Origin of the sequence: Rhodanobacter sp. B05 (genome assembly GCF_002001085.1) — a bacterium.
Classification (GTDB): Bacteria; Pseudomonadota; Gammaproteobacteria; order Xanthomonadales; family Rhodanobacteraceae; genus Rhodanobacter.
Map to the genome: position 1 here is coordinate 1 of NZ_MUNU01000010.1, position 16051 is coordinate 16051.

Consider the following 16051-nt stretch of genomic DNA (forward strand, 5'->3'; position numbering starts at 1 on the left):
CCTGCACCGCTACCGCCGATGGCTCCGCCTCCGCCACCGCCCCCTCCGCCACCGCCTCGTGACACGAGCTTCTCCGCGCGACATGTGGACATCGACACGACGAACCACGCGCAAAACGGCTTCGCGCTGATCGATGGCGACTCGACGGTCACCATCAATGGCTCGAACGCAGATCTCGATGTCGTGAGGAAACTCCACGCGACCAACAAGTCGATGCTGTGGTTCCGCCGCGGCGACCAGTCCTACCTCATCCGCGACAAGAGCATGCTGGAACGCGCCAGCCGCATCTATGCGCCGGTGACCACGCTGGCGCGTCAGCAGGGCGAACTCGCAGGCCAGCAGGGCGCGGTCGCCGGCAGGCAGGCAGGCCTTGCGGCACAGGATGCCGCCTTTGCACAGCGACAGGCCGAGCTGGCCGGGCGTCAGGCGGAAATGGCCGCCCGCGTCGCCACACGCGAAGCGGCGGGATCGGACGAGCACGCACGCGAAAACGAACAGGAGGCGCAGCGACGCGAGATGGATGCCGCCCAGGCAGAACTCGACAAGCGCCACGCCGAACTGGACGCACGTCAAGCCACACAACAACGGGCGCTGGAGACCCAGCAGGCGGGCTTCGAAAAGCAGCAGCAGGCACTCGACCGCCAGCAACAACAGGCACAGCAGCGTGCCGAGCTGGCGATGAATCAACTTCTGGACGAAGCCCTGGCCAAGGGTCTGGCTCAGAAGACGAGCCTGCGCTGACCCCGGACGCGCATGCCCGCTCGACGCCGTATTACCACGGCGTCGAGACTCAGCTCAGTCCCAGGGCCACGCCTTCAACTGGTACTCCATCGGCGGCGTATTGCCGGCCAGGTAGCGCACGAAATAATCCCAGCGCCGACGCGTGATGTACGGCGTGGCGGCCGCATAACCGTGATGCACGTTGGGGATCGCGATCATGTCGAAGTCGCGGTTGGCCTTGATCAGGGCCTCGACCACCAGCAGCGTGCTGGACGGCGGCACGTTGTCGTCCAGCGTACCGTAGGTGAGCATCAGGCGGCCCTTGAGGTTCTTTGCGAAGCTCTGATTGGCCTGGGCGTCGTAGTTGGTCTTGCCGTCCTTGTCGGTGACCAGCAGGCCCTGCCACTTCTCGGCCCAGTCGTCCTCGTAGTTGCGGTTGTCGTGGTTGCCGCTTTCGGCCCAGCCGACCTTGAAGAAATCCGGGTAGTGGAACATCGCGCCCGCGGTGGCGTTGCCGCCGCCGGAATGACCCCAGATGCCGACGCGGTCGAGGTCGATCCACGGATAGCGCTTGCCCAATTCCTTCAGCCCGGCCACTTGGTCGGGCAAGGTGTTGTCCTCGACGTGCTCGAAGTAGGCGTCATGGAAGGCCTTCGAACGCCACGGCGTACCCATGCCGTCGATCGCCACCACGATGAAGCCCAGCTCGGCCATCGCCTGGTGGTCCTTGCGTGAGGCGAGGAAGCTGCGCCCGCTCACCGAGCCGGTCTGCGGGCCGGGGTAGACGTAGTCGATGATCGGGTACTTCTTCGAGGCATCGAAGTTCGATGGCTTGAACATCATGCCGTACAGGTCGGTCTTGCCATCGCGCGCCTTCACCGTGAACGGGATCGGCGCCACCCAGCCGGCAGCCCGCAGCCGGCCGATGTCGGCACGCGCCACAGTGGCGAGCAGGTGCCCGTCGTCCGCGCGGCGCAGCACGGTCACCGGCGGCGTGGTCGGGGTCGAATACGCATCGACAAAATGCCGGCCATCGGGCGACAGGCTGATCGTGTGGTCGGCTGCCTCCGGCGTCAGCAGGGTCGACTGGCCGCCGTCGAGACTGACCTTCCAGAACTGCTGGTAGTACGGATTCACGCCCGGCGTGCGGCCCACTCCGCGGAACCATACGGTACGCGTCTTCGGATCGACCTTGAGTACTTCGGTGACATTGCCGTCGCCGCTGGTGATCGCGTGCTTGAGCTTGCCGGTGTCGAGGTCGTAGAGATACAGGTTACCCCAGTTGTTGCGCTCGCTGAACCAGATCGCTTCGTGGGTCCCGGGCAGGTAGCGCCAGTTCACCGCGCCGTTGCCGCTCTCGTAGTACGTCGGCACCACCTCCTCGAACACCGTGCGCACCTTGCCGGTTTTTGCGTCGGCAATGCGGAACCACTCATGCCGGTGGTCGCGCGAGGTGGAGACGAAGGCCAGCGTCTTGCCGTCCGGCGCCCACTTCGCGTCGTCCCAGCCGCCGTTGGGGCCGCAGCTGACGTCGTCGCACAGGCTGGAGCGGTGCTGGTCCGGCGGCATCTGCAGGCGCACGACCTTGTGCGTGGGCACGTCGATGATGACGCGCTCGATCATCGTGACGTGCTTGTCGCCGACCAGCGGATACTTCCACTTCAGCAATTCGGGGTGCCCGACCTTCGTCCTGACCAGGTACATCTCGCCGGTCTTGCGCTGGTCCTGCTGGAAGGTGGCGATCTGCTTCGAATCGGGCGACCACTCGACGATCGCCTTGTCGGTGTGCTTCCAGCCGGCATTGTCGGTGGCGTAGCCGAAATTCTCCACACCGTCGGTGGTCAGCTGCGTCTCCTTGCCGCTGGCTACGTCGCGCAGCCACAGGTTCCAGTCGCGGATGAAGGCCTCGCTCTGCTTGTCCGGCGACAGCGCACCGGGCTCCTTGCCGGTCTTCACCAGCGTGGCGCGATCGACGCAGCTGGCCTCGGCGGCAGCGAGGTCGCACAAGTAGTGCTTGCCGTGCAACGTGACATCGATGCGGCCGTCCGGCTTGGCCGCGTAGCCGGTGACCGGCAATTTCTTCGCATCGACCGGCTTGCCACGGACCTTGCCCAGCGCCGCGGCGAGTCTGACCTGATCGAACAGCGGCGCGGTCTGGCCGCTGGCCGCATCCATCCGCACGAAGTGATCGCCGCTGGCGTCATGGTCGACATACCAGAAATGGCTGTTATTCAGCCAGTTGACCCTGGTCACCGCGTGATCGACCAGCGGCACCGTGTTGTAACTCATGAAGCGCTCCGCCTGCGCGTAATCGCTCGCGCTCAACGTGCGCCCCTGCGCGGCGACATTGCCGGACAACAGCCCCATCACCAACACGCCGAACAGGCGCGACTTGCCGATCATCGAATGCATGCCTCTCTCCATGGAAACCCGGATGACGCGCGACGGCCGTCGGCCATCGCCGCGTCGAACCGGCTGATGCTAGCGCGACATCGCCGCCGCAACCCCGTGCCAGAAGTTGCTTTCGTCACGCCGGCATGCCGACTGCGGCAAACTGTGCCGCTCTCCCACCGTGGCCACCCGGCTGCGCCGAACCCTCAAGGTGACCCCATGTCGCAGCGTCTCAGAGTCATCGGCAATTACCTCTCGCCCTATGTGCGCAAGGTGCTCGTATGCCTTGAGCTGAAAGAGCTGGACTACGAGGTCGACCCGATCGTGCCGTTCTTCGGCAACGAAGAATTCACCCGACTCAGCCCACTGCGGCGCGTGCCGGTGCTGATCGACAACGAACTGGTGCTCAACGATTCTTCGGTGATCTGCCAGTACCTGGAAGACAAGCACCCCACGTCGTCGATCTACCCGCGCGACATCGCCGATCGAGCGCGCGCCCGCTGGCTGGAGGAATACGCCGACACGCGGCTGGCCGACGGACTGATCTGGCGGCTGTTCTACCAGCTGGCGATCAAGCGTCATGTCTTCCACGAGCCGGTCAACGAGGCAGTGGTGCAGCATGCGCGCGAAGTGGAGATTCCCGCCGCGCTCGACTATCTGGAAAGCCTGCTGCCGGACGGCGGCTTCGTGTTCGGCGCACTGTCGATCGCCGACATCAGCATCGCGAGCTTCTTCCGCACCGCCTCGTTCGTACGCTACGACATCGACGCCGAACGCTGGCCGCTGATGGCCGCCCTGGTGGCGCAGGTGCAGGCACTGCCCGCGTTCCTGAAACTGGCCGGCTTCGAGGACTGCATGCTGCGCCTGCCGCTGGCCGAACAGCGCGGCGCCCTGATCAGCGCCGGCGCACCGCTGACCAGCGACACGTTCGGCACCAGCGCGCCACGCCCCGGGCCGCCGCGCGCGTCATAAGACATGCGCTCGCATCCGCGGGAGCGGTCTCAGCGTTGCGTGGCAGTCAGCTCCACCAGCCAGTCGATGAACACGCGCAACCGCGCCGGCATCTGCCGCTGCTGCGGATACAGGATGGTCATCGGCAACGACGGCGGCGGATGCGCCGGCAGGATTTCGCGCAAGCGGCCGCTCTTCAGTGCCTCATCGATGCGATAACGCGGCATCTGCGCGATGCCCAGGCCGGCCTCGCAACAGCCGAGGTAGGCATCCACGCCGCTGACGCTGATGCAACCAGGCAACGTCACGTCGCGCCGTTTGCGACCGACCATGAATTCCAGCGGCTCGGCGCGATGGGTGGTCGGCGACACCCAGTTCACCGCCAGATGGCCGTCCTGCAGCGCGGCCAGCGACTCGGGCAGGCCATGCCGGCGCACGTAGGCGGCGCTCGCCACGGTAACCTGCTGCAGCGTCGCCACACGCCGACCGATCATCCCCGAATCGCCCAGCTCGCCGATGCGCAGCACGCAATCCACGCCTTCGCGCACCAGGTCGACGAAGCGGTCGCCGGTGCCGATGTCCAGCTGGATTTTCGGATAACGCGCGAAGAAATCGCGCAGCGAAGGGATCACCAGCAGCCGTGCCAGCGTCGCCGGCAGGTCGACCCGCAGGCGACCCTTCGGCTGCACCAGCGCCTCGCGGAAATCGGTCTCGACCTCGTCCATGTCGGCCAGCAATCGCACGCAATGTCCGTAATAGGTCTCGCCATCGCGGGTACTGCGCACGCGGCGGGTGGTCCGCTGCAGCAGCTGCGCACCGAGCCGGGCTTCCAGCCGCTTGATCGCGTGGGTGACGGTGGCGCGCGGCAGGTTCAGGTCATCGGCCGCGGCGATGAAGCTGCCCAGTTCGACGATCCGCGTATACAGCCGCATGGCTTCGAGACGGTCCATGGCGATTGTTGTTCAAGATTAAACGGTGATGACCATTATTGAATATTTATCCGGCCATCGTCACGGCGCACCATGCACCCACCTTCACCCACCGGAGCGACAACCATGCAGACCCGCACCCTCGGCAAGACCCACAACGGAAAGCCCGGCCCGCAAGTCTCCGCCCTCGGCCTCGGCTGCATGGGCATGAGCGCGTTCTATGGTGCCCACGACGACGTCGAATCGATCGCCACCATTCATCACGCGCTGGATCGCGGCCTCAACCTGCTCGACACCGCCGATATGTACGGTCCGCACACCAACGAGGTCCTGGTCGGCAAGGCGATCAAGGGCCGACGGGACCAGGCCTTCATCGCCACCAAGTTCGGCATCGTGCGCGACCCCGCCAACCCGGCCGCACGCGGCGTCAACGGCCGCCCCGACTACGTGCACGCCGCCTGCGACGCCAGCCTGCAGCGCCTCGGCATCGACACCATCGACCTGTACTACCAGCACCGCGTCGACCCGAACGTGCCGATCGAGGAAACCGTCGGCGCGATGGCCGAGCTGGTCGGCGCCGGCAAGGTGCGTTACCTGGGCCTGAGCGAGGCCTCCGGTGCCACGCTGGAACGCGCATGCAAGGTGCATCCGATTGCCGCGCTGCAGAGTGAGTTCTCGCTGTGGACGCGCGATCCGCAGACCAACGGCATGCTCGCCGCCTGCCGCAAGCTCGGCGTCAGCCTGGTCGCCTACTCGCCGCTGGGCCGCGGCTTCCTCACCGGCGCGATCCGCTCGCCGGACGATTTCGACGCCGACGACTACCGCCGCAGCAGCCCGCGCTTCATCGGCGACAACTTCTCCCGCAACCTGCAACTGGCCGAGCAGGTGAAGTCGCTCGCTGCCGACAAGGGCTGCTCACCGGCACAGCTGGCCCTGGCCTGGGTACTGGCGCAGGACGACGAGGTGCTGGCAATCCCCGGTACACGCAAGCGCAGCCGGCTGGACGAAAACCTCGGCGCGCTCGACGTGCAGCTGAGCGCCGTCGAACTCGCGGCGATCGACGCGGTGTTCCCGCCGGATGCCGCCGCCGGCAACCGCTACGCCGACGCGATGATGCACATGGTGAACGTGTAAGCGCCCCGCATTCCGCGTAGGAGCCCGCTGGCGGGCGATGCTCTTGCCCCGGACCTCCAAAGCAAGAGCATCGCCCGCCAGCGGGCTCCTACGGGAACGAGGGATGCCGGCGGGGAAGCGGCTAAACTTCACCGCATGAGCACTCCCGAACATTCCCCGCTCGGCAAGGCCACCGTCTACGCCGACCGCTACGACCCGAGCCTGCTGTTTCCGATCCCGCGCGCCGACAAGCGCGCGGAGATCGGCGTGGCCGAGCCGCTGCCATTCCACGGCGTCGACATCTGGAATGCCTACGAGCTGTCGTGGCTCGACGGGCGCGGGAAGCCCGTCGTGGCGATGGCCGAATTCCATGTGCCGGCAGTGTCACCGAACATCATCGAGTCGAAGTCGTTCAAGCTGTACTTGAACGGCTTCGCGCAGGAACGCATCACCGATGCGGACGCGCTGACCGCCACGCTGATGCACGACCTGTCGACCGCCGCCGGTGCCGTGGTCAACGTGCAACTGCGCCACGCGAATGCCGTGGCACTTCCCGTCGTCGATCTGGACGGCCATCTGCTCGACGGGCAGGACATCGCCATCGACCACTACGGCCCGCCCGACGCCGGCTTCCTGCAGGCCGACGCCACCGCCACACCCGTCGCCGAAACCCTGGTCTCGCACCTGCTGCGCTCGAACTGCCCGGTCACCGGCCAGCCGGACTGGGGCAGCGTGCAGATCGCCTACCGCGGTGCGCCGATCGATCACGCCGGCCTGCTGCGCTACCTGGTCTCGTTCCGCACCCACAACGAATTCCACGAACAATGCGCGGAACGCATGTTTGTCGACCTCATGCAGCGCTGCGCGCCGCTGCAGCTCAGCGTGTACGCGCGCTACACGCGACGCGGCGGCCTCGACATCAACCCGTTTCGCAGCAGCACGCCGGCCACCCCGGGCAACCCGCGCACCGTGCGCCAGTGACCCCGACCGGCCGACGTCACGGCGCCGCATCGAAGGTGCTGACCCGGTCCGGATCGCCTGCCGGCGTGAGGGCAGCGTGAAAGTTCAAGCGCGAAGACACGCCCGCTAATCGACGCTTCATTTGCCCCGCGTTAGCCTCGGCACCCTGACCCCGGTGCATGGATCACGCGGCGGCGAGCGCCACGAAGTGGCATGCACCCACTCATTGCCAGTGGAGTTCCGATGAAACGACCAAGCCTGACCACCCCTCTCCTGCAGATCGCCGGCCTGGGCGGCCTGCTGCTGCTCGGTGCCTGCGGCAAGCACGAAGCCCCACCAGCCACGGCACCGCCTGCCGCCAGCAGTGCGGCCGCGGCCGCCACCGTGGCGGCGCCAGCAGCGCCGGCCAAGCCGGGCACCGCGATGCCGGCGGCCGCGCCGGCAACCGCCGGCACCAGCGCCGCGGTGGCACCGGCTGCGGCTACCTCGGCCGCGCCTCCCTTTGCATTCGGCAAACTGACCCTGGGCGATGCGGTCAATGCGGGCCACGAAGTAACCCGTGTGGCCGACCGTTTCGCGTCGGATGACAAGACACTGTATGCCAGCGTCGCCACGGTCGGCAGCAGCAGCGGCGCCACCTTGAACGCAAAGTGGAGTTACCTGGAAGGCGGCGGCCAGCTGGTCAGTAACATCAGCCAGTCGGTCGCCACCGATGGTCCGGCCATCACCACCTTCAAGGTGCAGAACCCCGACCTGTGGCCGGAAGGCAAGTACAAGGTCGAGATCTCGATCGACGGCAAGCCCGTCGCCAGCCAGGATTTCAATATCGGCAAGCGCTGAGCGGGCGGCGCAGGACGCACCAACGGACGATGTCGGGCAGGCGGCCGGGTCGTCCCGGCGACCTTGCGCGATGGCATGACCAATGGTGCAGGCGCGGTCGAGCGCGGACGCCTAGACTGGGCGCTGGCCTTCTGCCCGGGGAATCCGTATGCGCCTGCATTCCGTATTGTGGATGCTGTTCGGTCTGGTCGCGTTGCCGCTGCAGGCAACGGCATCCACGAAAGTGGCCATGTCGCAACCGTCGGTATCGCCGGACGGCGGCCAGATCGCCTTCGTCGCGAATGGCGGCATCTGGACCGTGGCCAGCGGCGGCGGCAACGCCCACCTGCTGGTGGCCGATGATGGCGGCGCGGACTCGCGCCCGCTTTACTCGCCCGATGGCAAACAGCTGGCGTTCCAGTCCGATACCGGCGGCGAAGGCAGCGGCATCTATCTGCTCGATCTTGCCAGCGGCACCCTGCGTCGGCTGACCTGGGCCGACGGCAACAACCAGCTCGATGCCTGGTCGCGCGACAGCCAGTGGATCTACCTGAGTTCCTCGCGCGACAACGTCGGCGGCATGGCCGGCGTCTATCGGGTGCGCGCCAGCGGCGGCACGCCGATGCCGGTATCGATGGAGAGCTACCGCAATGAATCGATGGCGGCGCCCGCGCCCGACGGCGCGTCGCTGGCCCTGGTCGGCGGCGGCATGGGCGACTGGCAATGGTGGCGGCACGGTCACAGTCATATCGACCAGGGCGCGATCTGGCTGTTGCGCGACGACGGCAGCCACCAGTACACCCGGCTGACTCCCGACGACGCCCGCACCGAATGGCCGATGTGGGCGCCGGATGGCCGCGCGCTGTTCTACATGAGCGACCGCAGCGGCGCGGAGAACATCTGGCGGATGCCGCTGGGCGGTGGCAGCGAAGCGGCCGTGACCCGTTTCACCGACGGTCGCGTGCTGTGGCCCAGCCTCTCGGCAAACGGCAGGGTGCTCGCTTTCGAGCGCGACTTCGGCATCTGGACGCTCGATCCGGCCAGCGGACAGACCACACCGCTGGCGATCGAGCTGTCCGGCGCCATCAGCGGCCCGCAGGCGAAATACGAGAACCTGAGCCACGGCTTCAGCCAGATCGCGCTGTCGCCGGATGGCAAGAAGCTGGCGCTGATCGCCCACGGTGAGGTGTTCGCCACCGACGCGGACAAGGGCGGCCACGCGCGCCGGCTCACCCGCACCGCGGCGGCGGAATACGACCTGGCCTGGGCGCCGGACAGCCGCCGCCTGGTCTACGGCTCGGAACGCGACGGCCACGGCCAGCTCTATCTGTACGACTTCGCCAGCGGCAAGGAGACCGCACTCGCCAGCGATGACGGCGAGGACACCGCGCCGCGGTTCTCCCCCGATGGCAAGCAACTGGCCTTTCTGCGCAACGACCGCGAGCTATGCGTGCTGGACCTGGCCAACGGCAAGCTGCGGGTGCTGGCGAAGGCGCCGATCGACCTGCCGCGCCCGCTCGATTCGAGCCAGCCGTTTGCATGGTCGCCGGATGGTCGCTGGATCGCCTACCTCAGCTGGGGGCCGCGCATGTTTCGCAACGTGCAGGCAGTATCGCTCGCCGACGGCAGGCAGGTCGCGTTGAGTTCGCTGGCCAACACGGGCGCCGACAACGTGCTGTGGAGTCCGGACCGTCGCAGCCTGTTTTTCACCACCGGCCAGCGTACCGAGGAAGGGCAAGTCGCGCAGGTCGACCTGCTGCCGCGCACGCCGGTGTTTCGCGAGGACCGCTTCCAGGATCTGTTCAAGGCGAAGCCGGCCGGTGACAAGCAGCACGACGACGGCAAGGCCGCACCGGACGACCAGCCGGCCAAGGGGCCGGTGCGCATCGCCGCCGACGGCATCCGCGAACGGCTGAGCCTGCTGCCGGTGGGGCTCGACGTGGGCGCGGCGCAGATCAGCCCGGACGGCAAGACCCTGCTGCTCACCGCCGAGGTCGCCGGCAAGCAGAACCTGTACAGCTGGTCGCTCGATCCGCTGGCGAAAGAGCCGCCGGTGGCGACCCAGCTCACCAGCACGCCGGGCGACAAGGAGGATGCGCAATTCAGCCACGACGGCAAGCGCGTGTTCTACCTCGACGCCGGCAAGATCCAGTCGCTGGCGCTGGACGGCAAGAACAAGCCGGAGACGCTGGCCGTCGACGCCGCGCTGGAAGTGGATTTCGACAGCGAGAAGCGGGTGGTGTTCGAGCAGGCCTGGAGCTGGCTGCGCAACACCTTCCATGACCCGGCCATGCACGGGGTGAACTGGAACCAGGTGCACGTCACCTACGCGCCGCTGGTGGCCACGGCGACGACGCCCGCGGCGCTGTACCGGCTGCTCAACCTGATGGTCGGCGAACTCGATGCCTCGCACTCCGGCGCCCGCCCACCGCAACACCGCGAGCCGATCACCGGCTGGCTGGGGTTGACGTTCGATCGCGCCGCCTACGAACAGCATGGCCACTTCCGCATCGATGACGTACTGCCGCTGTCGCCAGCCGACGTCGCCGGTGGCATCAAGCCCGGCGACTACCTGCTGGCGATCGACGGCGAGCCGCTGGCCGCCAACAGCAATCTCGCCGAGCGCCTGGCCCATCGCATCGGCGACAAGGTCAGCCTGCGCATCGCCGACGATGCCGGCGGCGCCCATCCGCACGACGTCGCAGTCAAGCCGGTCGACAGCCATGCGCTGGCCGACCTCGCCTATCGGGCCTGGACAGTGGCCAACCGCGCCTACGTGCTGAAGGCCAGCAACGGTCGCCTCGGCTACGTGCACCTGCGCGACATGTCGAGTGCATCGCTGCAGGATTTCTACAAGGACCTCGATGCGCAGAACGCCACCCGCGACGGCGTGGTGATCGACATCCGCAACAACTTCGGCGGCTTCGTCAACGCCTACGCGCTGGACGTGCTCTCGCGCCGGCCCTATCTCAACATGACCTTCCGCGGCTTTGACAAGTCCGAGCCCGCGCGCAGCATCCTGGGCCAGCGTGCGCTGGAGCGGCCCACGGTGCTGATCACCAACCGGGTCACCCTGTCCGACGGCGAGGACTTCTCCGAAGGCTACCGCGCACTGGGCCTGGGCAAGATCGTCGGCGAACCCACCGCCGGCTGGATCATCTACACCTCAGCGGGCAAGCTGATCGACGGCGGCACGGTGCGGTTGCCCTTCATCACCATCACCGACAACCACGGCCAGCCGATGGAAGGCCATCCGCGCCCGGTCGACATCCCGGTCAGCCGGCCGCTGGGCGAATCCTTCCAGCACAGGGACAGCGACCTGGACGCCGCGGTGCACAGCCTGCTGAGCACACTCGGCGGCGCGAATTGAACCTTTGAAAGCCCCTCTCCCGTCGGGAGAGGGGTGGGGGTGAGGGTTCGGTCGGAGCGTAATGTTTACCTCGGCCCCGCACCCTCATCCGGTGCTTCGCGCCACCTTCTCACCCGCAAGGGGACTCCCCAAGGTCGCCGACGGGAGAAGGGAGGACCATGGCCGCTCAGAACTTGCCGCTGACACTGACGCCGAAGGTGCGCGGCGCACCGGGAATGAAGGTCGGCAGACCGAAGTTCTCGCCGGTGTTGCCGCCGTCGATCAGGTATTTGCGGTTGCTCAGGTTGCTGCCCCACAAACCCAGGTCCCAGCGGCCATTTTCGAGGCTTACGCCGGTGCGCAGGTTGAGCAGGCCGTAGCCGGCCTGTGCGTACGCGGGGTTGTTGTCGTCCTCGAAATACACCCGCGAGTGCCAGGTGTAGCTGGGCCGGAAATAGAACGCGCGGCCGTCGCCCAGCGGGACATTCCACAACAGGCCCAGCGATGCCGAGTTGTCCGGTGCCAGGCGCAGGTGGTTGCCCGCGTATTGCTGCGGGTTGCCGTTCTGGTCGGTGCCGTCGAAGCGCGCATGCAGGTAGCTGTAGTTGAAGAACGCGCTGACGTTGTCGCCGAACGCCTGTTGCAACGAAGCCTCGAAGCCCGGCGAGTGCGCGCGGCCGGAGTTCACCGCGATGTACTGCCCGTTCCGGTACACCTGACTCTGGAAGTTGGTGTAGTTGTAGTAGAACGCCGAGAGATCGTAGGCAAAGGTGTTTTCGAACGCCACGCCCTTGATGCCCACCTCGTAGTTCCACAAGGTTTCCGCCGGCAGCACCGCCTTCGTATAGCTGCCATCCGGATTGACGTTGAAGGTGAGCGCATCCGGCCGGCGCCCGCGCGACACGCTGACGTAGGCATTGACGTCGTCGTTGACGTGCCAGCTGCCGATCAGCCGGCCGACCATCGAGTTGGTGCTTTTCGCATTGGTCAGCAGGCCGTGGGTCGGCGCGAACAGATCATTGGGCGCGGTGATGCCGTTGACGCCGGCGCCGAACAGCGCGAAAGCCGAACCGATGCTGGCTGCGTTGGCGCCGCTGGCGTCGAACACCTGGTAGCCGGCGGTGATGTTCTCGTGCGACACGCGCAGGCCGCCGGTGATGTCGAAGCGGTCGCTGACGCGCCAGGTGCCATCGGCAAACAGCTCGGTCGAGCGCGTGCTGCCGTGGTTCTCGAAACCCTCGCTTTCGTTCGGGTTGAGCGGGCTGTTGAGCAGCGGGATCACGCTGTACGGCTGGTTCGGCTGGAAATTCGAGGTCAGCAGCGGCGGGTCGGTCGGGCCGAACAGCAGGTTGACCACGCCCGGATCGAGACTGCGCGCCAACGGGATCAGGTCGACCAGCAGGCTGCGCTCGTCGGTATGGAACGGCACGACCTGGCTGCCGTTCTCGTAGAAGTAGTTGGCACCGACGAAACCGGTGAAGCGTCCGCCGCTGTCGTAGTTGAAGCGCACTTCCTGGCTGGCCTGGTGACTGCGCGAATGATTGCCGAAATTCAGCATGTCGAGCTGCGAGCCGTCGGCGTCGAACGACTCGGTGGAGTCGAGCCGGCGCAGGCCGGTGATCGTGTTCAGCGTCCAGTTGTCGTCGAGGCGGAAGCTGCCCAGCGCGGTGAGGCTGTAGATCTTGCGCCGGATGCCCAGCGCACTGCCCTCGTTGAGATCGGCATCGCCGAACAGATCCGTCGAACCGTTCCGGTTCGGCAGCAGGCTGCGGAAATCCGTGCCCGGCGGGGTGTCGAGCTGATAATTCGCGATGACGTCGATGCCGCTCTGGTCGCCGGTCTTCACGTGCAGGCTGGCCCGGATCGCCCGCGTGTCCTCGCCATTGAGCTGGCCGCCGGCGAGGTTGCGGATGTAGCCATCGTGCGCGCTGTCGTAGATCGCCACGCGCCCGTCAACATTGGCGCCGAGCGGGGTATTGAAATAGCCGGTGAGCATGCGGCTGCTGTAGTTGCCGAACTCGGTGGTGAAGCCGCCCGCGGTGGTGTCGCTGGCCTTGTTCGAGATCAGCGAGAGCGCGCCGCTCTCCGCGCCACGACCAAACAGCGTACCCTGCGGCCCGCGCAACACCTCGATGCGATCCATGTCGTACAGCGCCACGATCGAACCGACCGCGCGGCTGATGTCCACCCCGTCCTGGAACACCGACACCCGCCCCGGCGTGTTCGACGCGGTATCGTCGGAGGTGATGCCGCGGATCGCGATGCCCGGCGTGTTCGGACTCTGCACCTGCACCTGCACGCCCGGTGCGTAACGGCTCAGGTCATCCATGTGGGTGATCCCGAGTGTCTTCAGGAAATTTCCCGAATACGCCGAGATCGAGATCGGCACGTCGATCACCTGCTGCTCGCGCTTCTGCGCGGTCACCACGATCCGGTTGAGGTTGATCGCGTTGGCCGACGACGGCGCCGTGCTGGCGGGAGCGGGCGCGTCCGCCTGCTGTTGCGCCTGCACCGCCAGCGGCGCCAACCCCAGCAGCAGGCAATGGACCGACAGGGACAATCGACGATGGCGCAGCTTCGACGCAGACGCACCGCTATTCGAATTCAACATGGTTTCCCCTGCAAGGCGTATCGCTACGCACCCATGAACATGAAAGGTCACTGTCGGCCGATTGTGACAGCGGAATGTCCCGGCGCGCCCGCCGAAACCCGCCGCATCCGGCAGGTCAACACGGGTGTTGCCGCCACATTCCCCTCGGGCGAACGCTACTACGGATGAAGCGCAGCAAGCTTGCTGCGCTGCGGTAGTGGCTGGTTCAGTGCTGCAGCGCTGACTGGATGCCGTTTGCCAACATGGCCAACCGCCCTTCTCCGCCACCGTGGCTACCTCACGCGACCGATTTCATGGCGTGGCTGGCGTAATCCACCATCGGCTCGAAGACCGGGTCGCACTTGCCTGATCAGCGCGTGGTCATGGGTCGGCATTCCGTACGGTCGTCACGGCATGGCGCACGACTTCCCGGGTCACTGCATCCAGGACTTGAACCGATCCGATGAACCGAACAAAGGCGCTGCGCGCCGGAGATCCGCTTTCCTGGTCACCGTCGCGACGAGATCGTTGCCGATGTCCAGACATTGGTCCGCGATTGTCGCCACGCCGGGCCGATGCGACACCACAATCAGCACCGTCTGCGGCAGACGGCGCTTCAGCGCTGCAAGAACCACGATCTCGGAGGCTGCATCAAGCGCACTGGTAGCCTCGTCCAACAGGGCAAGGAAAGGCTGGCGCAGGATGACCTGGGCCAGCAGCAGTCGCTGCAACTCGCCGCCGGAAAGCCGGCTCGACGAGCTGTGCAGTGCCGTATCGAGTCCGCGCTGCGAACTCGCCAAACGCTTGTCGAGTCCCACGTCCGTCAGCACGCTGCGCAACATTTCATCGGTGGCTTCGGGTGCCGCCCACAACAGGCATTCGCGCACGGAATGCTGCCAGGGCCGGACACTCTGGCTGACGTAGGCACCATGCCGCACGAGCTCGCGGTACTCGTCAAAATCGATCAGCCGCCCATCTGCGCGTGCCACAAACGCCTCCGGCGTCATCATGCCGGCCAGAACGTCGACCAGGCTGCTCTTGCCGATGCCGGAGTCACCGGAAACCAGAGTCAGTTCTCCGGGCACCAGCATCAGGTCGCCGACATCGAGACCGGCGGTGGGCGGTATCAAGCGCATCCGCTCGATATGCAGCGCACTACCGGAAGTCACCGCGCGCGATGGCGCCACGGATGACCGGGCCGAATCCAGATTCATATAGCGCTGCCACAATTCGAATGCCGGCGCGGCCGAACGCAGCTGCTGAAAACTCTGCCGAGTCGACACCAGATAAGGCAGCAGGCGTCCGAGCAGCAGACACACCGCGATAAGCGACGACTGATCGATGCCGTGCCAGCGATGGGCGAGCACGAACAGCGCCGCAATCCCCGCGGCTGCCAGCAGTTCGAGCATCAGCCGCCCGGAAGCCACCAGCTCCAGTTGGCGCCGGTAGCCGTGGCACAGCCGCGCGGAAATGGCGCCGTAACTTTCCTTCTCCACATCCTCCTTGCCGAACGAGCGGACGTGGCGCAGGCGCCGCGGAAAATCCTCGCTGTGCCAGAACAATCGCGTCATGTCCACGACGTACTGGCGACCGACCAACGATTGCTCGCGGCCATAGGCGCGCGATGCCAGCAACCCCAGAGCTGCAATCAGCGGCGCCGCCAGCATCAAGGGTGGCGATACCCAGAACGCGAAACCGAGACTGACGGCGGCGGTGACGCCGGCGATCAGCAATTGCTGCAGGGCGCTGAAACCCTGCACGATGAGCTCGACGTTATGGGTGAGGACGTTGGCGATTTCCGCCGACGTCGAATCCGCCAACGACGTCAGGGGAGCGTCGACCAGGCGCGCGTGTACCCGACGGCGCAGGCTCATGCCGTAACGACCTACCAGGCGCGCGCCCAGGCGCGCCGCCTGCCAGCGCAGCAAGGCAAACACAACCATCGCTGCGGCGAAGATCAGCGCCTGCATTTCGACACTACGATGTGCGTCGAACAACACGCTGCCGAACGGCAACGTATGCCCCGGCTGGACCAGCGGCACCAGCAGCACCGCCGCGAGACTGCCGGCAAACGCCGCGCCCAGCGACAACACCACATACGCCGCCGTTTCCGCGAGTTCGCTGGCGCTGAGCGTGCGCATCAGCGAACGCAGCAGATCGAGGACCCGATCCGATGCCGACGATGACTGGCCCGACATCCTTACAGGCCCGCGCCGCTGGCCGGCGGCA

At 66.5% G+C, this 16051-nt stretch carries 9 protein-coding genes and 1 pseudogene; 6 read left to right on the forward strand and 4 right to left on the reverse strand.

The window, feature by feature from the left end; genetic code table 11:
- Positions 1–741: pseudogene (locus B0E47_RS03980) on the forward strand (peptidase M56); the annotation flags it as partial.
- Positions 742–795: 54 nt separating this feature from the next.
- Here B0E47_RS03980 and B0E47_RS03985 read toward each other — a convergent pair.
- Positions 796–3132, reverse strand: a complete 2337-nt coding sequence (locus B0E47_RS03985; RefSeq protein ID WP_077512720.1) for a DPP IV N-terminal domain-containing protein — start codon at positions 3130–3132, stop codon at positions 796–798.
- Positions 3133–3330: 198 nt separating this feature from the next.
- On the opposite strand from B0E47_RS03985, the gene B0E47_RS03990 reads away from it, so the two are divergent.
- Positions 3331–4083, forward strand: a complete 753-nt coding sequence (locus B0E47_RS03990; protein ID WP_077512721.1) for a glutathione S-transferase family protein — start codon at positions 3331–3333, stop codon at positions 4081–4083.
- 29 nt (positions 4084–4112) lie between these two features.
- On the opposite strand, the gene B0E47_RS03995 is transcribed toward B0E47_RS03990, so the two are convergent.
- Positions 4113–5012: a LysR family transcriptional regulator gene (locus tag B0E47_RS03995; protein WP_077512722.1), complete on the reverse strand. Its 900-nt coding sequence runs from the start codon at positions 5010–5012 to the stop codon at positions 4113–4115.
- A gap of 105 nt (positions 5013–5117) precedes the next feature.
- Here B0E47_RS03995 and B0E47_RS04000 point away from each other — a divergent pair, with 105 nt between their 5' ends.
- The 4 genes from B0E47_RS04000 to B0E47_RS04015 all read left to right on the forward strand — a co-directional run bounded on the left by B0E47_RS04000 (position 5118) and on the right by B0E47_RS04015 (position 11253).
- Complete coding sequence (locus B0E47_RS04000; protein WP_077512723.1) at positions 5118–6125, forward strand: aldo/keto reductase; 1008 nt, start codon at positions 5118–5120, stop codon at positions 6123–6125.
- Positions 6126–6260: 135 nt separating this feature from the next.
- The gene (gene queF, locus B0E47_RS04005) at positions 6261–7085 is read left to right on the forward strand and encodes an NADPH-dependent 7-cyano-7-deazaguanine reductase QueF (RefSeq protein ID WP_077512724.1); all 825 of its coding nucleotides are present in this window, start codon (positions 6261–6263) and stop codon (positions 7083–7085) included.
- 222 nt (positions 7086–7307) lie between these two features.
- Positions 7308–7904 carry a hypothetical protein gene (locus tag B0E47_RS04010; RefSeq protein WP_077512725.1) on the forward strand — a complete coding sequence of 199 codons (597 nt, stop codon included), beginning with the start codon at positions 7308–7310 and terminating at the stop codon, positions 7902–7904.
- A gap of 148 nt (positions 7905–8052) precedes the next feature.
- Positions 8053–11253, forward strand: a complete 3201-nt coding sequence (locus B0E47_RS04015; protein WP_077512726.1) for a S41 family peptidase — start codon at positions 8053–8055, stop codon at positions 11251–11253.
- Between the two features lie 166 nt (positions 11254–11419).
- On the opposite strand, the gene B0E47_RS04020 is transcribed toward B0E47_RS04015, so the two are convergent.
- Together B0E47_RS04020 and B0E47_RS04025 are read right to left on the reverse strand one after the other, a co-directional pair.
- Positions 11420–13843 (reverse strand): TonB-dependent receptor, encoded by a 2424-nt coding sequence (locus B0E47_RS04020; protein WP_077512727.1) that lies wholly within the window; start codon positions 13841–13843, stop codon positions 11420–11422.
- A 413-nt stretch (positions 13844–14256) separates the two neighbouring features.
- The gene (locus B0E47_RS04025; protein WP_077512728.1) at positions 14257–16020 is read right to left on the reverse strand and encodes an ABC transporter ATP-binding protein; all 1764 of its coding nucleotides are present in this window, start codon (positions 16018–16020) and stop codon (positions 14257–14259) included.
- Positions 16021–16051 lie beyond the last annotated feature (31 nt).

Excerpts from the sequence above, each read along its gene's own strand:
- B0E47_RS04010 (WP_077512725.1), top strand. The coding sequence starts at position 7,308 with ATGAAACGACCAAGCCTGACCACCCCTCTCCTGCAGATCGCCGGCCTG.
- B0E47_RS03990 (WP_077512721.1), top strand. The coding sequence starts at position 3,331 with ATGTCGCAGCGTCTCAGAGTCATCGGCAATTACCTCTCGCCCTATGTG.
- B0E47_RS03995 (WP_077512722.1), bottom strand. The coding sequence starts at position 5,012 with ATGGACCGTCTCGAAGCCATGCGGCTGTATACGCGGATCGTCGAACTG.
- B0E47_RS03985 (WP_077512720.1), bottom strand. The coding sequence starts at position 3,132 with ATGCATTCGATGATCGGCAAGTCGCGCCTGTTCGGCGTGTTGGTGATG.
- B0E47_RS04025 (WP_077512728.1), bottom strand. The coding sequence starts at position 16,020 with ATGTCGGGCCAGTCATCGTCGGCATCGGATCGGGTCCTCGATCTGCTG.
- B0E47_RS04015 (WP_077512726.1), top strand. The coding sequence starts at position 8,053 with ATGCGCCTGCATTCCGTATTGTGGATGCTGTTCGGTCTGGTCGCGTTG.
- B0E47_RS04020 (WP_077512727.1), bottom strand. The coding sequence starts at position 13,843 with ATGTTGAATTCGAATAGCGGTGCGTCTGCGTCGAAGCTGCGCCATCGT.
- B0E47_RS04000 (WP_077512723.1), top strand. The coding sequence starts at position 5,118 with ATGCAGACCCGCACCCTCGGCAAGACCCACAACGGAAAGCCCGGCCCG.
- queF (WP_077512724.1), top strand. The coding sequence starts at position 6,261 with ATGAGCACTCCCGAACATTCCCCGCTCGGCAAGGCCACCGTCTACGCC.